Raw genomic sequence first — 19,830 nt, forward strand, 5'->3', positions numbered from 1 at the left:
AATTAGTATAAGTTATTCATTAAACAGGGTATAACTACATCTACTTTCTCGCGAATATGGCATCCTCTGATTTTTACACATAAAATCTAAATCAAGACAAAGCTAAAATTTTTTAAATAAATTTGTTTGTCAATTAATTCAGGGTTAAACAGCTATTACATATCCACAAATGGAAATGGTAGATCGGATAAATGATATCGTTTGGCAGGCTCACCACGGTAGCGTTGCTGCAATAATTCAAGTGTTAAACGAGAAACTCGCTGGTTCGGGCGTCAGAACTAGAGCTATTTTTGACGCTGGTGTGTTGCAATTACTGTGTGAGGCACGTACATTAGATAACCTCGAACAAAGGACTCTGGTTGAGCAAGTCCAGCAAATTCTTGAGTCTATTGCACCGCGCAACGTTTATCGAGTCAATATCAATAGTCGTATTGTTCGAGAACAGCAATTGCTGTGGTTAGAGGAAATTAGTCGCGATTCTGAGAATCAATTGCTTTGGTCACAGGAAATTACGTTAGTTCAACCTAATATTTTTAAGCAATTGATAAAAGATTTCAAAGAGCGAAAAAAAGATCGGGGCAAGGCGGTTCTGCCAACCTCCCAATCTTCTCGTCTTGTCGTAGTTAATAAGAAGAACAAATTCAGATATTCTCGTGCCAAAAGATTGTTAGGAGGAGTTAGTTGTGTCGTGTTTTTACTGTCGCTTGGGTGGGCTGGTTATACATTGTTTGGTAGCCAATCAAAAAATAACGATCGCGCAGAATCACTGAATTCAATAGTTTCAGGAATAACAAATCAAACCAATTTTCCCACTCAACCTACCACTAGCATCCCAAGTGCTTCTACGTCATCTGAAGATCCCTTTTCAGCAGCAGTGCGAATTGCTAACCAAGCTTCTGCAACTGGTAAAATGGCTCAAACCTCAGTTCAATGGTTAGATTTGGCTGCTCGATGGCAACGGGCATCAGAATTAATGAAATCTGTACCACCAAACCACAGCCGTTATGAGGAAGCTCAAATCCGTACTAAACTATATAAAAAATATAGTGAAGCTGCTGAAAAAGAATCTAGAAAAAAACCTTCTGAGTTCTAAGCGCTCATCTCTAGCATCCTCTGAATGGGTTTCAATGCAGCTACGCGAGTATCCTCTGGTAAGGTAATTTCCGGAGTTCGATTTTTCATTGCCCAGTATAGCTTCTCTAAGGTATTTAGCCGCATAAAAGGACACTCGTTACAAGCACAGTTGTTTACCGGCGGTGCTGGTATAAAGCGTTTATGGGGCGCTTGTTTTTGCATTTGATGAATGATACCCGGTTCCGTAGCGACAATAAATTCTTGAGAGGAACTTTCCGCACAATATTTGAGTAATGCCGCTGTCGAACCAATAAAGCTGGCATGGCGCAATACGCTTGTTTCACATTCTGGGTGAGCGATCGCTTCTGCTTCTGGGTGGGCAATTTTTAGCTGCACTATTTTCTTTTCAGAAAAAGTTTCATGAACAATACAGCTTCCATCCCACAATACCAAATCTCGTCCCGTTTGTTCCATCACATACCGCCCCAAATTTTTGTCAGGTGCAAATATGATGGGCTGTTCTTTTGGGATTTGCTGAACAATTTTGACGGCATTGGAACTGGTGCATATAATATCGCTTAGTGCTTTAATCTCAGCAGAGCAGTTGATGTAGGAAACCACTAGGTGATCTGGGTGTAAGGCTTTAAAAGCGGCAAACGCTTCTCTTGGACAACTATCAGCTAAAGAACAGCCAGCATTGAGATCCGGTAACAGTACCATTTTATCTGGATTGAGAATTTTTGCCGTTTCTGCCATAAAGTGAACACCAGCAAAGACGATCGCATCCGCTTGTGTATTGGCTGCGGCTTTGGCAAGCTGGAGCGAATCTCCTATAAAGTCTGCAATATCTTGAATATCTGGTTCTTGATAGTAATGTGCCAGGACGATCGCATTGAGTTCTTTTTTAAGAGTCTCAATGGCTGCAAATAAATCCAGTGGTAGAGCGCCCTGTTCCGTTTTTCCACGTTGAGCTAGTGCGGTAGTAAACACAATTAGGTTGTATTGGAATTGCAAATTTTTGTATCGTGGATTCAATTATAGTAGTTTTTACCAAAAATAGTTGGGGGGTAACCCTCCTTCCTTGGAGTTGTGTCAAAACCCCATAAGTTTCCTATGCTAAAAACAGATATGCTTGGAAAGTGGCATGACCAGTCAGAAAACAAACTCAAAAACCATAAAAATTGCTGTAGTAGGAGACGTTCACGACCAATGGGAAGAAGAAGATGGCATTGCACTCAAGCATTTGGGCGTTGACCTAGTGCTATTTGTTGGTGATTTTGGGAATGAATCGGTAGACGTAGTGAGAGCGATCGCTTCCCTAGACATTCCCAAAGCAGCAGTCATGGGAAACCACGATGCTTGGTACACAGCCACGGAATGGGGACGAAAGAAGTGTCCTTACGATCGCACCAAGGAAAACTGGGTACAGCAACAACTCGATTTGTTAGGAGAAACCCAAATTGGTTACGGGAAGTTGGATTTTCCCAACTGCAATTTAACCGTTGTTGGTGGTCGTCCCTTTAGCTGGGGTGGCTCTGAGTGGAAATACGCCGATTTCTACCAACAATGGTTTGGAGTCACCAGTTTTGAAGATTCCACAGCCCGCATTGTCGCGGCGGCAAAGAGTGCGGCTTATGAGAATATCATTTTTATCGGTCACAACGGACCCACTGGGCTGGGCGAACGTCCAGAAGACCCCTGCGGCAAAGATTGGCATCCCATAGGAGGTGACTTTGGTGACCCCGATTTGGCAGAAGCGATCGCGCAGTCCATGATTGCTGGTAAAACCATTCCCCTCGTCACATTTGGTCACATGCACCACACCCTGCGGCACACCAAAAAAGAACCGCGAAAACGTATTTTCACCAGTCCAGAAGGCGTTGTTTACTTGAATGCCGCTAGTGTACCCAGAATTGTGGAAACTAATGTTGGTAAGCAACGTAACTTCTCAATTGTTCTGTTAGAAGGCGGTTCCGTATCCCAAGTGTCCCTTGTTTGGGTTGGCAAAGATTTCTCTGTTGCCTCAGAAGAAATTCTTTATAAAAAACCCAGCCCAGTAGTGCAAACTGCCTGAAGATGAGATATACTTAGTAACTGGTCAGCTAATATCGCTGACAGCTGACAGCGAATAGCTGCAGCTTTACTGGAGAGGTGGCAGAGTGGTCGATTGCGTCCGACTTGAAATCGGATGATGCGAAAGCATCCGGGAGTTCGAATCTCCCCCTCTCCGTTGAAAAATTAGAAAGTATTCTTTCTTAGGAAATGAGCATTTAGGAGAAAACTCCTTTAACATTTTCTGTTGACTGTAGCTTTCAGAATTACTTCCTGCCCCATACTATTTAGGGAAGAAACAACTTCATTAGGATTTTTACGTAGGGTCTGCTGAAAAAGTTTACAGAGCAAATCTAGAAGCAGCACAGCTTGAAAAATAGTCGATTCATCGCGCTCGTTTTCAAATTTCCCCAAGGATTTTCTACAAAAGTGCAAGGATTTTAAGCCTCTAAATGTTATAACTGGGCACTGGTTTGGAAAAAAAAAGCTGAAAACGCTTATCGTGTCTAGCTTTTACTTTTATTTAGCCCTCTTTTGTCACTATGGGGAGAGAAAAATCGAGGCTAAATGATGAAACTTAGATTTGGTAAGGAGATTAGCGCTTGCGAACGTGGCGAGACTGCAAAGCAACACTTTTTAGGTAAAGCCCTTCCTGAGCAAGGGTTCCAGATTATTCCCTACCGAAAGTGACAAAAGAGCGCTAGAGAATTATTTTCGTTTTTCTAAATCTTTTGAGGAAAAATTAAGTTTTCAAAAGGATTTTATCAAAAACAATCTGTATCAGAGCGAATCAAAGTATGTTCACTGTGTCCAGATTTTTTCAGATACGAATAAGGACTTTAATTCCATGCTCCGTCAGAAATATGAAGTGGATAAAGAATTTAGTATTTTGATTCAATTAGCTGGAGAAATGGATGCTTTCATGTCAGAAATTGATAAAATTTTGGCAGATGAACAATTATTGAAATTAATTGAATCTGACTTATCATTGCGCTATCCAAAAACAACTAAAGCCGGGAGACTTTCAACTCCTGTAGAAGTTATCTTCAGAATGTTAGTGCTAAAACACTTACGTGGACTTAGCTATGAAAAGGTGATTGTCAATGTGAATGAAAGTTTAATCTTAAGACAATTTTGTAGAATTTACTTTCATCCGATTCCAGATAAAAGTACTTTGATTCGGTGGTCAAATCAAATTAATCACAAGATATTGGAGCAATTTAATCAGCGTCTAACTGCATGTGCGACACAGTTACATATCACTCAGGGTAAGAAGTTGAGAACTGATGGTACAGTTGTGGCAACGAATATTCACTTTCCCTCTGCAAAGGTGCCCCCTGCACCCCTGCATGGTTCGGTCATTGGCATAACGGCGTTGAGGGACGTATCAGTTTTCTGAAACGTTCCTTTGGATTAGAACGTTGTTTGTATCATGGAGAATCTGGATTTTCTCGTTGGGTTGGCTGGGGAATTATTGCTCATAATTTAACTATTATGGGTCGCACTCTCGGACAAAACGAATCCTCAAAAAATCAGAAATCTCAAAGTTGAAAGCTCACCACAACTTAATCTAAGCATCAAAATCAAGACTTCTCCCTTCTTGAACCAGAAGGTAAACAGCATTGCTTTGAAGCCGGAGCGCCTGAAATGTTCAATTCCCTGGTTGTTTTGTCAAATCCCTCCCTCCATTTATCTGAAATGCCCACTTGTCTTGGCTTTTCAAAAACTTTTTATTTGATTGGCGATCGCGCTCATCATCAGTTCATCATCAAAGTTTTCTAGCTCACACTGAATTTTTGAATCTTCATTCATCTCTGATTTTATCTAAACTTCATGGTCTAAAATATCTTTTATAATATTTGAATACCACTTGAGAGAATTTATTTTTCACAGATAAATCTTGAGAATTCATTAAGTTTTTTTCAGTAATTTGTTCAAGAGTTTCGCACTCCTGACTAGTCTAAACTCCAGACAAAAGCTAGAACACCGGTTCAGTAACAGGCGATCTTCGGGTAAGTCAACAAGCGCGGTTAAAAAGTTGGTAAGTAATAGCTGTATTAACGAATCCAAAAGCAGAGGTGATTTGAGAAGAATGAAAATTACTAAAGAGGTGTAGGAGACACCTCATGAGTCGGTATAGAATTTCTACTCAAGCAATGCAAGACCTTGAGGACATTTGGAACTATGTTGCTGAATATAGCCCACAAGCTGCCGATCGTCTGTGTTCCGTTACAACCTAAAACTCGTGAGTGGCATTGGCGATGGATTCATTTGCTTTCTCATATAGTGCATTAAGGTAGTCACGCTGTCGAACACCTTGAATGTTACTACCTTTGGACAGCTGATAGAACAGTAGTCGTGCAGAATCCTCGTTCAAAAGGGTTTCATTTCCACGCTGCCATTGTTTGTCTGATACCAAATTTTTCGCTTCTCTCTTTGCTTGTTCGAGGTAAAAGCGAAATAATCTTACAGCCTCTTCTTCATTTCTTAAAGGAGTTAGTTGAACTTCATTTGAAAGACGACCCCTAATAGCAGGAAGCATTTCCCGGTAGCGATTAAGAGCATCTGTAGTTAATGCAACCATTAGGAAAAGATATTTTGGAAGTGCATCGATTAAAGCACGCAAAGCTGATAAATATTTTAAAACAATAGTTTTAGAAAGGCTGAAATCTTGTTTTTCTAGTTCGTCTAAAAGAAGAAAAATTCCTGCTAGGGTTTTCATTTCTGCACCAAAATAAACAAGATCGCGTAATGCCCTGGTTTTTGCCTCTACAGTATCCAAACGGAAATTGACATTTAGTTCATTCTGATGAACTTTCCTCACAGGCATTCCTAAAAGCCATTGATGTGCTAATGATAAACGATAATCAAACTTTTCTTCAGATTCATTTTTAGCATTTAAGAGAGCTTGAAGCATAAGTTTAATTTCAACTGTTCTAACAAACTCTAACAGCTGGTCAATATTATTATCTTGTTTTTCTGATAGTACGTTAATTGACGAACGTAAGAAATCTTTTCCAAGATTTTCAAAAAGCGATCTAATTAATGGGTCAAAAGAAGGTTCTGGATCTGCTACGTAGCGAATTACAAAAAAGCCCAGTGGACTAAGTTTTTCACGCAAAGCCGCCTCATATGCGTTCAGAAGATTTGTCTTGCCAATACCTTGGCTAGCAGTGATGGAAATTACATGAGATTTGCGATCGCTGTAAAATATTTTCACCGCAGTATCAACTTGTTTGTCCGCTTCTGTAGGCATATGTGGATGACCACTAGTCTGCCCAGCACTAGGGAAAGGGTTGGTTAACACACCAAACTTTTCGTAAAGTAACTTCTGAGTCTTTTCTGGGGTGTCAACAGCCTCGTCTGTAAATAGATTTTCAAGAGGCATTTTTAGCTCCTTCGACCTTGATACGTACCGTTGCTGTACCAGGTATGAGAAAATCACCATGATACAGAAAAATTTTCTCTAACTGAGGAATTCCATCACTTATCTTAAGAATCCAGAAATTATGCTGTTCAAAGCGTGTATCTGGTGTAGATCCTTCAACATATACATCTAATAACTTTTGGAACCGTGCCTTTTCTAAAAGTTCTCTAACAAATATAGGATGGATATGGTGGTAGAAAGCCAATTCTTCTAACCAAAGACCCGTAAGTACCCACTCTGTATCTCCCTGAGAGCAAATCAATTTATAAACCTCAACTGCTACATTAGCAAAATCCGTTAGTTCGGGTTTGTTGTCAGTAATAACAATTCCTCTGTTTGTTATGTTCAGCCAAGCACAAGCAGCTTCACCCAGTCGAATATAAGTTGATTTTGCTTTATTTCTAAGGGGCAATTCTTTATCATGAGGTTCAACAACCTTGAGTCTTTTAACATAATTATAAACTTTCTCAAATGAGGGGATTTTTCTCAAGTAATTTAAAAAACTAGTAAGATCTCTACTTAGTATACTTTGCCAAAGTGACATTAGGAATTGTGTCGATTTAATGCGCTCGTCGTGTATTTCAATAAATGAGCCACTGCGGAGGAAGTTTTTATATAGGTTAAAACGATCTTGATGTTTTAAGCCTATTGTTGCTTGTGCTATTTCAGTTGTTAACTCTCTTGTCTCTACTAAACTTTTAATCAACTGAAACATTCTGTCTGGGCTGAATGCATAGCCTTCAGGTAAAATATCTGTATTTAGGGGAGAAGATGAACTCGTTTGTTGTTTACTTACGGTTACATCAGGTACAAATGAAAAAGAGCTAGTATCTGGTTGTACCGAAACAATGCGAGTAGATGTTCCCGGCTCAAACTTGCCCCACAAAAGATCGTCCTTAATATGAAGTGGTTGCCAAGTTACTCCCTCAGAACTAGGAATACCCCATAATTGTAGCGAGGCATTTGTGTCGGGATTGTGTATACGAAGACAACCAAAAGATACAGCTAACTCCCACAATAGAGTAGTCAGAGAAACAGTATAAAGTGTTGATTTAAAGGGGTGAAAAAGAGTTCCAGTAAGTGTTCTGCCATCAAATTTAGGAACAGAACGAGCTTGAAAAAACAAGACATCAATCCCTTCAGCCATAGCCATTCTAGCCATTCCTTGATCGCTAGTTAGAAGAGCAAGGGGATGACTGGGGCGAACTTCTGTTTGAAAACGCCGAGCTGTTTCCACAATGAGACGATCTGCAAAACTCCTAGTAACGTTTTGTAGCCCAAGAGCTTTGTCTTCAGAATCGCTACTAGATGTCACAATACCACGCAGGGGATCGGCTCCCAAATCACCTCGCTCCATTTCTGCATCTGAATGGAACTCAAGACGTAGCAACGTTCTTTGTCCTCCTTGACTAAGCAAATGTTGACGAAGTGTTGCAGGATTACTGTGAGCTTTCTTCTTATTGTCACTATTCCATCGGATTTTAGACAAGTAATTGTCCACTTGAGCTAAGATTTCCATATGAACTATGGCTGGTACTTTTATTCTTGCCCAAGGGGTGAGAAAGCGACATACAAAATCTAGTCCTCCTTGGTGAACTGCTGATGTATCTGTCACGATAGTTATTGGTCGTTGTAAAGGTATTCGAGAAATTGTTTCAACATCAAAAACAGGTAAAAGTAGCAATGTGCGCCGAATAACGTCTTGTAAACCTTCCCGAAAAGCTTTTTCAACACTTTCTTTGGGGTAACTAGAAGAATCTAAAAACTTAAAAATATTTTCCCTAAGCTTATCTGTGGTTGGTAGTTGCCATTCAAACCCACCGAATTTGGCAGCACAAAACTCATCGTATCGAGTTTCAGTTTCGGAAACTTGTCCTCCTGGGTATAACCAAATTCTTCCAACATTAACCCATTTATCTGTTCCGAAACAGATATCCTCCCCAAGGTCTATTTCAAATAGATTTCCTTGGCTACCTATTTCGGCAATGAATTGAAGTGCTTCTTGTTGACTAAGCAACCTGAATTCCATGTTTTCCTCTTTAGCGCAGCGATACGTTAACACCTGGAACACCAACAAATGTGTCATATATCCACTGAATGTGCTGGCGTAACGCTAGAAGGTGATGTTGACGAAGATTTACATTTCCGCCATTGCTTAAATATCCGAACTCTTCTGAATCACCCCAAGATGAGTCATTTTTGCTAGACAATATAGTGTCCATAACTTCAATTGCTTTCTTAAGATTCTCGATTCCACGTTCATGAGGTGGTCTTGCTAGAGCAAAATTTTCTATTAATACCTCCCGTAGTTGCTGAGTTAACTCAGTACCAATAACAGAACCAAAAGGATCGCTAAACGGTTCCCACAAATAAATGCATTCTTGGAAAGAAGTAATATCTGCTAAACCGTTCTTGTTAGTGTCCAAGTATTCTCGTCGCCAGCGACAAGATTGCCAAACACGCAACTGCAATTGACTTGAACTATTGCTACTCATTGTGTTGCTCTCTAAGTATTGACGAACATTACGCTAAAACTTAAATATTACCTGTATTTATCGATGAGGAGTTAGACTCGTATCACCTAAACTCTACATCATACAACAATTCTTAGGGTCTCTACAGCAATCCTCAATAATTTGTGAGAGAATATGATATTTGTTTATTCATATAAAGTCAAAATTTTAACAATTATGTGATAAGTCAAGTCAGGGGAACGCGAACACATTAACGAAATTTATCAACGCATGGGATAACAGAGATCCCCCTCTGTCCCTACCAACTCAAGCTAGTACTACAGTGCTACAATCCGTTATAAATTTTACGAGGTCAGTAGATGGCTACGCTTCATAACTTAGATTTACCCGATGACTTGTATGAACAGTTGCAAGAGTTAGCTACAGCACAAGAAAGTTCTATCAACGCCCAACTCATCACTCTCCTACAAACTGGCTTGTCAGTAGTTCAAGAACAGCGAATGGTAGAACAGAGGCGACAGAATGTAGCAAAACTTTTCGAGGAAAGCCGTCGTCCTGAGAGTCGGCAAACTGAGATCGAATGGTCATATAGTACAGTTATGATTCGAGAAGACCGCGCTAGATGATAGATACTAATTAACCACTAGGGCAAAAAGGGGTTACAAAAGTAAATTTAGTATTACTCCCTTCGGTGCTATAAGATTACCGATCTGCTGTTTCTCTTTCTTCGTGCTCTTTGCGTCTTTGCGGTTCATTTAAATAGGTAATCTTCAGGCGGAAAGGAAGTAGTTAGTAGTGTGTAAGCTAGGCTGATGGAACCGAGTTTAAATGTGACAATATTGGAAGAGTTAATTCATCAAATTCTTCCCGAACGACCCCTGTTAACAAGCAAAGAAGCAGGGTGGAAGAATATCTTCCTTGCTTACTATCAACATCCAGGTTCAGAAATTTGCGAGCATACTGTTCCGTTTCATGTGCTGGAAGTCATTGATACAAATTCCAGGTCGGCTCACTCACGCCGCTTAGGAGATAAGTTGCTGACTTATGAGATTAGTGGAGGTGAAACATTTCTTTGTCCAGCTAACACAAATCATTGGACAAGCTGGAAAGAAAAGCTGGGCTTCACATTACTAGTATTTGACCCATTATTTTTTAAGCAGTTAGCTCGTGAGACAGAGGCGTTAGATTGCAATCAAATTGAATTCATTCCTCAATGGAAAGTTTTCGATCCCGTTATTCAAACTATAACGAATGCACTCAGGGCAGATTTAGAGGCTGGATGTCCCGCAGGTCGTTTGTATGGGGAGTCGTTTGGCACAGCCTTAATAACTCATTTAATGAAACGATTCCTAACATCTAAATGCACAACTTTTGAACCTTTTGAGGGGTTACCAAAACACAAACTAAAACAAGTCTTGGAACACATTCAAGCTCATTTAGCCGAAGATATTGCACTAGAGGATTTAGCAAAAGTCGCAGGAATTAGTCAGTTTTACTTTGCTCGGCTGTTTAAACAATCAATGCGGATTACACCACATCAATATGTTATTCGACAGCGCATAGAACTGGCAAAGCAGTTACTCAAGCAAACAGACTATAACGTTACGGATGTAGCTTTACTTTGTGGCTTTGCTCATCCAACTCATCTTAGTCGTCATTTTCACCGTTTAGTTGGCATATCCCCTAGAGCTTTCCGAAAGCAATAGCAAGAATGTGCTGCTGTGTGCAAGAAAAGGCGCGACTTCACTTAGGATATCTCGATACAGTGTGAATTGTTCAAATCTGAATAATTCAACTTCAAAGTGTATGATGGATACTCTAACAACCAACACGATTGAATTGAATGGTGCTTGCTATCATGTCAAAGATTCTGAAAGGGGAAAGGACTGTGTTTTGTTGATTCATGGTTGGCCTGATGATAGCACTGTATGGAAACATCAAGTTACAGCTTTAATAGAGAATGGCTATCGTGTGATTTGTCCAGATCTACTTGGTTATGGTTTGAGTGAAGCACCCACAGATGTGAGTCGATATCAATTGGCTAATTTGGTCAATGATATGATTACCTTGTTAGATCGAATGGGAGTGGCTGAGGTACATTGTGTTGCTCACGATTATGGTGCTGTACTTGGTTGGGAACTAGCTGCCCACGCGAAGCAATTGAAAAGTTATACAGCTATGTCTGTCGGTCATCTGGCAGAGTTTTTAAAACTATCTCATGAAAATTTACGCTTTCAATGGATTTATTTTCTCAACATTCATAATCTTGCTCCTCAACTTTATCGGGCGAACAATGGTCAATTTTTTCATGAAGTTCTTCGTACTCATCCTAACCGAGAGCAGCTTGTAGAGAATATAGTCAAACCTGGTGTATTTGAGAATATGCAGAAACTGGAAAAAGCAAATCCAGTTGCCGAATATTTGCTTGCTGCTCTTGCTGGACAATTACCTAAACCCGTACAAATACAAGTTCCAACTCTCGGTATTTGGAGTACTAAAGACGATTTTCTCTGGGAATCACAAATGAAAGATTCTGAACAATACGTATCGGCTCAGTGGCAGTATGAGAGGATTGAAGGTGCGGGGCATTGGTTTATGCTAGAGCGATCGCAGCAAGTAAATCAACTATTATTGAATTGGTTGGCAAAACATACTTAAAAGTAAAGGGTTGAGCAGTTACCAACAGATATCGAATGGCCTGGTAGCACAGCTATGATTCGAGAAGATCGCGATAGATGAGCAGGGCTTTACCCTGCTGACAAAGTTGCAACGGATCTAGCTACTCTCAAAAGATTATCCCTAAGTGTTGTTTCAACAGCCGATTTGATGGAAGATGCAGTAAATATTGCAATATCTTATGGAATTTCTGCCTATGATGCTTCTTACGTCGCCCTTTCACAGCAGGTTAATGCTACGTTACTAACTTTAGACCAGCGCTTAGTAAGATCTCTAGCTGCGACATCTTACAATGTTTGTTCGTTCAATGACTTTGAGGTTCCGCCACTACCATAAACGGAATACTTGATAGATGTAACAGATGGGTGTTCTTATCGACCTTACAAATAAACCATCCGTTATATCTACTACCTAATTTGTTACCATATTTGCGTCTTTACATGGAATTTCTAAAATTGAATTTTTGACGAAATGAAGTGTGTTTAGCAAGCTTGAGTCGAGAATCATGGCTAAGAGCGAAAAACATATGGAACTTTGAGACCTGAAAAACATCTAGATAATACAGAAACGATCGCTGAAATTGTAAAGTTTCCCAATTTGAAAAAAGAAAGCAACTGCTAGTTCGGTGAGATTAAATCCAAGCAAGCCTTTTTCAATACACAATCCCAACTATTATCATCAATTGCAATCCATCAAACCAATGACTGAGTGAAATTCCGCCTCAATTTTCTCAGCTTCCCGAACTTCCATCAGTTGATTTTCCAGGAATTCATTATTTTCTGCAACAACTATACAATGTTGTAACTTAACGCCTAGAGCATCTGCTACCTCTATCATTGTGTCAAAGCTCGCATTTTGATAATCTTGTTTTTCGTATTCTTTGATGTGCTCTTCTGTTAATTGCGTGAGTGCAGCGAGTTCTTTCTCTGTGATTTTCTTAGCAATTCTCACCTTGATTAAAATCTCTCCAATTTCATCTATATTAAGGTTCACATTTTGTAGAACCAAAGATTTTTCGGGATTGTGATTTTTCAGATTTTTATATTCTGCTATTTCTGTATGAAGATTTTTGATATGAGCGTAGTAAGAATCTATTAACAGTTGCCAACCTTCTGGATCTTTACGCCTTTTTTCTTCATTCTGATACAAATTCATAATAGCTTGATGGAATTTTTCAATCCAAGATTTTGTGACCATTAATTGATAATCGTTCTTAATCATTTTTTCCTCCCCAAAAAATTGTCATTGTGATGCCTGCTCTATTTTGTTCTCTGTTCATTAATTCAGTAGACAAGATAAAGTTTTAGATATACAGAATTTCACGTCTCTACTTAGTGCAAGTTGTGACGCGATAGCGCTTATTTTGATGCACATCAACTAGATAAACCGCTGTTTTTTAGTTGAGTTGCACCTCAATTTTCTCCATAAAGAAGTATGTTTCAGGATATTTTCGCCCTTCGGTGAAAACGGCTTTGACATTCTGTCGTCACCAGTGTCGAAGAGCGGAAGCCCGCCACATAGGACATGGGGATGACTGTGAAGGTTTTTCACCAAGTAAATCATAATAACACGCAAAGACGCCAAGACCAACTTTTGAAGGGCAGTTGCTACAACTGGTTCCATAAGTGTCTTACTTCTTGAGACGAAATCTATCAAGGAGAGTGAATGGGTATTGTGCAACAACTGCGATCGGCACACTCAACTTCATAAATTTACACAATTTTATTATTTAATCCCGTGTATACACTGAATTTTTTAATAACGGATTATCCGTAACTTTCCTGTATTAAATCACAGATTACCTGTGGTAACTTGCTAAATATTCAGGGTGCCGCCGTGTCAAAAAAACAACGATCGCAGGCAGGTACTCAATGGCAGTTGCTAACGAAGAACAAATTAGCAAATTTATTACTACCGAACCGCTAAAAGCAGGTTATGAAGCAGGTGAACAAAAAGTTTGGGACTCTATCAAAAATGCTTTTTCCGATAGAAAATGCATAGCTTACTGGCGTTATCCCATTTTCTCCAAGGTGGGCAAAATTCGTAAGGAACCGGATATTCTTATTGCCGATCGCGAGTTTGGTTTATCGGTCATTGAAATATTGTCCGTCACTATTGACCAAATTGCTAGTATCAATGACGGAATCTGGCAGTTGCAGAACTTTGATATCACAGAAGCAAATCCCTATCAACAAGCCGAACATCAATTACGCGCTTTGATTGGGTACTGCGATAAGCTGGGTACAGCTTGCGCTAAGAGCGACCGCGATGCACATCCCGTGTCCGATAACCCCTCCTACTCCGTTAACGGTCAATCGAACGAAGTCCAGGAGGAAGCACATACAGATGATACCGACGCAGCTATTTGGCGCAAGGTTAACGGACGAGCTATTGTCGCACTTCCCCTGATTACTCAAGAACAATGGCAACAAAGAGGCTTAGACCAAATACCCAACTGTCCTCCTTTGATTTTTCAAGACCAATTAAGTAAAGTCAGTTGTATTGAACGATTTCAACAAATCTCTGCTGTCGTTCCTGGAGAAAACTTAGAGGATCGAGACTGGGAATTGCTACTGTCAGTGGTTAGCGGTACGCCAGTGCATCGCAAAAACACAAACCGCACAACATCTGCGATCGCTCTTAGCGCAAGCCGTACCCGGCTTATCGCAGACAACAGCCGTGCGAGGGTTATGGAAAATCTGGGGCAAAAGCTATACGAAATTGATTTGCAACAAGAGCATATTGGCAAAGAAATCCCTCCCGGCCCTCAAAGAATAAGAGGTATTGCAGGCTCAGGCAAAACAGTACTGTTGTGTCAAAAAGCGGCTCACATGCACCTCAAGCATCCAGACTGGGATATTGCCATCGTGTTTTTCACTCGCTCTTTATATAACTTAATCATTGAGCTATTGGATCGATGGATTCGCCGCTTCAGCATTGGTGAATTAACTTACGATCCAAAAACCAATCACAAGCTGCGAGTTCTCCATGCATGGGGTGCAAAAGAACATCCAGGCTTGTATGGGACAATTTGCGAGTTCCATGGTAAAAAACGCAAAAAAGTTGCAGATACAAAGGAAAGACAACCCAATCGAGGTTTAGCAGAACTGTGCAAACGGCTGCAAGAAGAAATCAATATTAAACCAATATTTGATGCCATCTTGATTGATGAGGGTCAGGATTTGGTATCCGAAGCCGATCTCAAAATCGACGATAAACAAGCAATTTACTGGTTAGCTTATCAGGCGTTGCGACCCGTAGATGAAGAAAATCCAGAAGAACGCCGCCTAATTTGGGCTTATGATGAAGCGCAAAGTTTAGATAGCATCGCAGTTCCCAAGGCAAAAGAAGTCTTTGGCGAGAAATTAAGCAATATTTTGAGCAAACAACCCCAGTACTCTGGCGGGATCAAGCGTTCTGAGGTCATGCGTCGCTGTTACCGCACGCCAGGACCGATTCTCACTGCGGCTCATGCAATTGGTATGGGTTTGCTACGTCCCCAGGGAATGCTTGCAGGTATTACCAATAGAGATGATTGGAACAAAATTGGTTACGAAGTCAAAGGAGACTTTCGACGAGTTGGTAAGCCAATCACCGTACATCGACCAATGGAATACTCACCCAACCCCATTCCCGAACTTTGGGGCAAACCTGTTTTAGAATTTCAAACTTACAGTTCTCGCCGCGAAGAATTGCAGGCGCTGGCTGATAACATTATGCACAACGTTATGTTTGATGGTCTCAATCCCAGTCGTGATATTTTAGTCGTGGTTTTAGGCTCTAACTCTGAGGCGATGGAATTGGAAGTTGATGTCGCTGGTTTTTTATTAGACCAAAGTATTGATGTTTATATCCCTACAGCTTTAAACTTAAATGACTTGACTCCCCAATGGCCTAATAATGACCCAGATAAATTCTGGCATGAGGGAGGGGTAACGGTATCTCGCACCAACCGCGCTAAGGGACACGAGGCGGATATGGTGTATGTGGTTGGCTTCGATAATGTGGCTCGCAATGAGAGTAATGTGAATTATCGGAACCAGCTCTTTGTCGGTTTAACCAGAGCAAGAGGTTGGGCTTGTCTGAGTGGTGTCGGCAATTATCTAATGTATGATGAGATGCGGCAAGTGATTTCCAGTGGCGACACTTTCACATTCACTTACAAGCGTCCGCCTAAGCGCGATATTGGAGACTAGGGATTGGGGATTGGGGATAGGGCAATGGGCAATGGGAATAGCAATGAAAAAAATAGGATTGACTTCTGAAACATAATGGGAGCGTGAGAGCCTCTCACTTTTAAGGGGAGGATGAAACGCGACACACAAGGATTTATCCTTGTGTGTCTTTTAGCTCTAAAGTATCTATCCAATCCTCTACAAGTTGTGTCATAGTCTTTTCTTTCTTTTCTGAATATTTACGAAGTTTTTCTAATCTTGATTTAGTAATTCTCAAACTTAATCGTTCCTTCATCTTTTTGGGTTGCCAGTGGATACCCTTATAAGTTAACATATTTCTTAGAGGTGATAAAAGTTGTATAAAACAATTCAAGTTAGATTAAACGTATCCCAAGAAGTCATGGCTTTCTTGGTTCATCAAGGTCATGCTGCAAACAGTTTAATCAATAGTGCTCATTACGAGATACGACAGAGGCATTATGCAGAATGTCCAAAAGTGGAATTCTTTGATAAAGACGACTTTTATCGTACTAGGTTTAAAATCAAAACAGTAAAAGATGCAGGATACGCAAGTCTTTGTATTCTCATGAAAGATAATCCCCACTATCAACAATTAGGTGGTCAGTGCGCTCAACAAACTTTAAAGTCGGTTTCAGAACAGTATTCTAGCTATAATCAACTCCTAAGTAGTTGGGCTAAGGGCGAAGTACTAACTATGTAGGGGCGCGGCGGCCTTGCGCCCCTACTCACAACTAACTACTAACTCTCACTTGAAAGCTTGTTTCTAGCTCGTTCGGCACGGGCTTCAGCCGATGCCATGACATCTTCCATATTTTCCAAAACTTCGCCTGGGAAATTTTCCAAAATTCTGGTAGAGAGGGCTACCCGACCTTTTCCTTCATCTAAATCTAAAATCGCAGCTTTTATGGGCTGACCGATTTGAAATACATTTTCCAAATTCTCAATAAATTTCTGGCTCACTTGTTTAATGTGGAGCAAAGCGCTTGTTCCATCTACATCCACAAACACTCCAAAAGGTTTGATCCCCGTTACTTTTCCGGATACCAATTGACCAACTTCTAATGTACTGAAGTTAGCAGAACGTGCTGCTACACGTTGTGAAAGTATCAGTTTATTAGTGCTACGGTTTACTTCCAAAAAGCCAGCAGTTAAGGTTTGCCCTTTGAGTGCTTCTAAATTATCACGCTCGGTGAGGTGCGATCGCGGAATAAATCCCCGCAAACCTTGAACATCAACAGTAACGCCACCTTTGTTGACATTATTTACCCGTACCTGGACTGTTTGGGAATTTTCCTGCATCTGCGCCAGTCGATCCCAAATATGCCTAATTTCCAGTTGCTTTCGCGATAAGGTGACTTGACCTTCTGCATCCTGGTCGCGGATAATTAAAAATTCTTGCTCTTCATTTAGTAGCAGTACCTCCGATAAATCAGTAACTGCTCTCAAAGAAGCCTCATCGCGGGGAATATAAGCTGACGATTTGCCACCAATATCGACGTAGGCTCCATCTGGATCGATTTGGAAAACTTTGCCGTGTACCACCTGTCCTTTTTGGAACTGGTAGTCGTGTTTTTCCAGTGCCTTGGCAAAATCGTCCATTGTAAAAGACGAATCGGCTTTTTGAGAAATTTTCGCGTCGGAGTTCATGACTTATAAACACTAATTGTTAATTGCTAATCGCTAATGGCTAATTGCTAACTGTTTTTTCTATTGGCCATTAGCTATTAGCCGTTGTTCAAACGGCTGTTTTTCCTACCTAGCGGCTTAGTTGCTCTTGAAACAATTGTTTCACTTGCTCCCAAGCATTGGCTGCAGCTATTGAATTATAGCTGGCACGTTGGTCGCAGAAAAATCCGTGGTCAGCTCCATCGTAGCGAAACACGCGATGAGGAATTTTGTATTTTTCTAACTCTGCTTCAATTTGGTTTACATGTTCTACTGGGATGCTGGCATCTTCCATACCAAAGAAGGCGTAAAGAGTGCCTTTGATTTCTGGGGTAAGAGTTATGGTAGGATTGCCACCTCCTGGTGTACGGGCGGGGATACCAGCACCATAGAAAGAAGCTGTAGCTTTAATATCTGGTAGGGTGGCGGCTAAGTAGGCAACATGACCCCCAAAGCAAAAACCTATACAGCCAAAGCTATCCTTTTTCACTTCGTCTACGGTTTTAAGATGGTCAATGGTTGCTTGAATATCAGCTAACAGTTGTGGTGCGGTTGTTTGCTCCCAAGCGTACTTTTTACCTACCTCTATATCTTGTGGAGTGTAGCCCGTCTCAAATCCGGGGGCAATTCTTTGAAACAAGGCTGGTGCAATTGCTACATAACCTTCTTGAGCTATTCGTTCTGTAACGTCCCGAATGTGGGAATTGATTCCGAATATTTCTTGTAATACGACCACTCCTGGGTAAGAACCTGGCTCCAAAGGCTTTGCTAGGTACGCATCGATTTGTACGTCATCTTGCAAAATTTTAACTTTTGTGGTATCAAGCGCTCGCTCTGCCATAATAGTTTTTACCAGTACTGTGTGAGTATATAGATATCGCTCTAAGCTAGAGCTATGGGCTATCCCCGATCAATTATCAACCACCAGTAGCAACTGCACCAGAAATTTCTAATAGAGAAATTGAATCTATAAGTAATATATTTAACGATTGGCAGAACGCAGCTGGTTTTATGCAGCCACCACCATACAGGAGACTTTGTTGATGCTTCAATTCCGAATCCAACCAGACAGTGAAATACCCGCCTCCAACCAGCTGTTTAACCAAATTCGGTTTGCGATCGCATCTCGGCAATATCCACCCGGATACAAATTACCGAGTACGCGGGCGTTGGCAATGCAGACGGGGCTACATCGCAATACAATTAGCAAGGTTTACCGCCAGTTAGAGGACGATGGGTTGGTAGAAAGCCTTGCTGGTTCGGGAATATATGTCCGCGCCCAAGGACATGAGGGGGGTAGTAAGCTGCAATCGCCGATTCTCAAACAGTATCCTCAAGCCAGCAAAGTTGTACAGCAAGCGCTTGATGAACTCCTCTCCCAAGGTTGTACGCTGAGTCAAGCACGGGAGTTATTTTTAGCGGAAATTGATTGGCGCTTGCGTTGTAGTGCGCGAGTGTTGGTTGCGGTTCCATCTCGAGACATTGGTGCGGGAGAACTTATGGTCTATGAATTAGAACAAGCCCTCAAAATACCAGTACAGTTAGTACCGATGGAAGAATTAGCGGCTGTTTTGGATCAAACTTCCTCTGCTACAGTCGTGACAAGTCGGTATTTTATTGGTGATGTAGAAGTGATTGCAGCACCTAAAGCCGTGCGCGTAATTCCCCTGGATATTCATGACTATGCTAAGGAGTACGCTTTGTTTAAAAGCCTTCCAAAGGATAGCTGTCTTGGCATAGTTAGCATGAGTTCTGGCATTTTGACTGCAATGGAAGTGATTCTTCACGGTTTGAGGGGAGATGAAATATTGATTATGACAGCGCAGCCAAAAGATACCTATAGACTTCATGCAATGGTTAAAAGAGCACAAGTAGTTTTTAGCACAGATCAAGTGAGTTATTCAGCCGCCCAAGCAGCCTTGCAAGCTACTATGGATGATATTATTCGTCCACCCAGGCTAATTTGTGGTGACAATTATATCGGTTCTAATTCGATTAACTTGCTGAAACGAGAATTAGGTTTGGGTTAGGAAGTTCTAAATAAAAAATAGGACTTACGCATAGCCCCCCTTTTTAAGCTATCCATTACCCGGATCTTTCTCAACATTTGCGAGAGTAATCACTCACGTTTTTTCTAACCCTGATTCGTTCCTTGTTCATTCTCAATAAAAATTGAATTTTGGCGAGAAGAATAAGTGTCATTTTGTCAAGCCTGTGAAAATCTTAGCGTCCAGGATGGATTGTAGGCAAGGGTTTCAAGATTGTA

The 19,830-nt window shown here is 40.9% G+C and carries 18 protein-coding genes, 1 tRNA gene and 2 pseudogenes; 13 read left to right on the forward strand and 8 right to left on the reverse strand.

Annotated elements, in window-relative coordinates:
- Positions 1-175: 175 nt before the first annotated feature.
- A complete protein-coding gene (locus F7734_RS34005) occupies positions 176-1,093 on the forward strand; it encodes a hypothetical protein (protein ID WP_155748946.1) in 918 nt (305 codons plus the stop codon).
- Here the strand turns inward: F7734_RS34005 and nadA are convergent.
- The gene (gene nadA, locus F7734_RS34010) at positions 1,090-2,064 is read right to left on the reverse strand and encodes a quinolinate synthase NadA (RefSeq protein WP_166482320.1); all 975 of its coding nucleotides are present in this window, start codon (positions 2,062-2,064) and stop codon (positions 1,090-1,092) included. The two genes, F7734_RS34005 and nadA, sit on opposite strands and share 4 nt — an antisense overlap.
- Positions 2,065-2,218: 154 nt before the next feature.
- On the opposite strand from nadA, the gene F7734_RS34015 reads away from it, so the two are divergent.
- From F7734_RS34015 to F7734_RS34030, 5 genes and pseudogenes are all read left to right on the forward strand, one after another.
- Entirely contained in the window at positions 2,219-3,148 is a 930-nt protein-coding gene (locus F7734_RS34015; RefSeq protein WP_155748948.1) for a TIGR04168 family protein, read from the forward strand.
- 71 nt (positions 3,149-3,219) lie between these two features.
- Positions 3,220-3,304, forward strand: a tRNA-Ser gene (locus tag F7734_RS34020).
- A 389-nt stretch (positions 3,305-3,693) separates the two neighbouring features.
- Positions 3,694-3,816, forward strand: a complete 123-nt coding sequence (locus tag F7734_RS65590; RefSeq protein WP_279239793.1) for a hypothetical protein — start codon at positions 3,694-3,696, stop codon at positions 3,814-3,816.
- 157 nt (positions 3,817-3,973) lie between these two features.
- Positions 3,974-4,450 (forward strand): annotated as a pseudogene (locus F7734_RS34025) (transposase); the annotation flags it as partial.
- Positions 4,451-5,252: 802 nt separating this feature from the next.
- Positions 5,253-5,366 carry a type II toxin-antitoxin system RelE/ParE family toxin gene (locus F7734_RS34030; protein WP_207714280.1) on the forward strand — a complete coding sequence of 38 codons (114 nt, stop codon included), beginning with the start codon at positions 5,253-5,255 and terminating at the stop codon, positions 5,364-5,366.
- On the opposite strand, the gene F7734_RS34035 is transcribed toward F7734_RS34030, so the two are convergent.
- The 3 genes from F7734_RS34035 to F7734_RS34045 are packed head-to-tail and all read right to left on the reverse strand — an operon-like array spanning position 5,363 to position 9,048.
- Entirely contained in the window at positions 5,363-6,514 is a 1,152-nt protein-coding gene (locus F7734_RS34035; RefSeq protein ID WP_155748949.1) for a hypothetical protein, read from the reverse strand. The two genes, F7734_RS34030 and F7734_RS34035, sit on opposite strands and share 4 nt — an antisense overlap.
- Positions 6,504-8,582, reverse strand: coding sequence for a hypothetical protein (locus tag F7734_RS34040; protein WP_155748950.1), 2,079 nt, complete (start codon positions 8,580-8,582; stop codon positions 6,504-6,506). The genes F7734_RS34035 and F7734_RS34040 overlap by 11 nt, the downstream gene beginning before the upstream one ends.
- 10 nt (positions 8,583-8,592) lie before the next feature.
- On the reverse strand, positions 8,593-9,048 hold the full coding sequence (locus tag F7734_RS34045; RefSeq protein ID WP_155748951.1) for a hypothetical protein: 456 nt from the start codon (positions 9,046-9,048) through the stop codon (positions 8,593-8,595).
- Between the two features lie 338 nt (positions 9,049-9,386).
- Between F7734_RS34045 and F7734_RS34050 the strand changes: the two genes are divergently transcribed.
- The 4 genes and pseudogenes from F7734_RS34050 to F7734_RS34065 all read left to right on the forward strand — a co-directional run.
- On the forward strand, positions 9,387-9,653 hold the full coding sequence (locus tag F7734_RS34050; RefSeq protein WP_155748952.1) for a hypothetical protein: 267 nt from the start codon (positions 9,387-9,389) through the stop codon (positions 9,651-9,653).
- 204 nt (positions 9,654-9,857) lie between these two features.
- Positions 9,858-10,733: an AraC family transcriptional regulator gene (locus F7734_RS34055; protein WP_347566335.1), complete on the forward strand. Its 876-nt coding sequence runs from the start codon at positions 9,858-9,860 to the stop codon at positions 10,731-10,733.
- A 100-nt stretch (positions 10,734-10,833) separates the two neighbouring features.
- The gene (locus tag F7734_RS34060; protein WP_155748954.1) at positions 10,834-11,685 is read left to right on the forward strand and encodes an alpha/beta hydrolase; all 852 of its coding nucleotides are present in this window, start codon (positions 10,834-10,836) and stop codon (positions 11,683-11,685) included.
- A gap of 129 nt (positions 11,686-11,814) precedes the next feature.
- Positions 11,815-12,039, forward strand: a pseudogene (locus F7734_RS34065) (type II toxin-antitoxin system VapC family toxin); the annotation flags it as partial.
- Positions 12,040-12,381: 342 nt separating this feature from the next.
- On the opposite strand, the gene F7734_RS34070 reads toward F7734_RS34065, so the two are convergent.
- Positions 12,382-12,924, reverse strand: coding sequence for a helix-turn-helix transcriptional regulator (locus F7734_RS34070; protein WP_155748955.1), 543 nt, complete (start codon positions 12,922-12,924; stop codon positions 12,382-12,384).
- A gap of 650 nt (positions 12,925-13,574) precedes the next feature.
- Here F7734_RS34070 and F7734_RS34080 point away from each other — a divergent pair.
- Positions 13,575-15,899: an ATP-binding domain-containing protein gene (locus tag F7734_RS34080; protein WP_243147233.1), complete on the forward strand. Its 2,325-nt coding sequence runs from the start codon at positions 13,575-13,577 to the stop codon at positions 15,897-15,899.
- 133 nt (positions 15,900-16,032) lie between these two features.
- On the opposite strand, the gene F7734_RS60980 is transcribed toward F7734_RS34080, so the two are convergent.
- Positions 16,033-16,173, reverse strand: a complete 141-nt coding sequence (locus tag F7734_RS60980; RefSeq protein ID WP_166482321.1) for a DUF6364 family protein — start codon at positions 16,171-16,173, stop codon at positions 16,033-16,035.
- Between the two features lie 60 nt (positions 16,174-16,233).
- Between F7734_RS60980 and F7734_RS34085 the strand changes: the two genes are divergently transcribed.
- Complete coding sequence (locus F7734_RS34085) at positions 16,234-16,599, forward strand: hypothetical protein (protein ID WP_207714281.1); 366 nt, start codon at positions 16,234-16,236, stop codon at positions 16,597-16,599.
- Positions 16,600-16,637: 38 nt separating this feature from the next.
- On the opposite strand, the gene F7734_RS34090 is transcribed toward F7734_RS34085, so the two are convergent.
- Both F7734_RS34090 and F7734_RS34095 read right to left on the reverse strand, forming a co-directional pair.
- Positions 16,638-17,546 carry a S1 RNA-binding domain-containing protein gene (locus F7734_RS34090; RefSeq protein ID WP_155748956.1) on the reverse strand — a complete coding sequence of 303 codons (909 nt, stop codon included), beginning with the start codon at positions 17,544-17,546 and terminating at the stop codon, positions 16,638-16,640.
- A gap of 109 nt (positions 17,547-17,655) precedes the next feature.
- Positions 17,656-18,405: a dienelactone hydrolase family protein gene (locus tag F7734_RS34095; protein WP_155748957.1), complete on the reverse strand. Its 750-nt coding sequence runs from the start codon at positions 18,403-18,405 to the stop codon at positions 17,656-17,658.
- 202 nt (positions 18,406-18,607) lie between these two features.
- Here F7734_RS34095 and F7734_RS34100 point away from each other — a divergent pair, with 202 nt between their 5' ends.
- Positions 18,608-19,594: a GntR family transcriptional regulator gene (locus tag F7734_RS34100; protein ID WP_155748980.1), complete on the forward strand. Its 987-nt coding sequence runs from the start codon at positions 18,608-18,610 to the stop codon at positions 19,592-19,594.
- Positions 19,595-19,830: the final 236 nt, after the last annotated feature.

Source organism: Scytonema sp. UIC 10036, assembly GCF_009725235.1.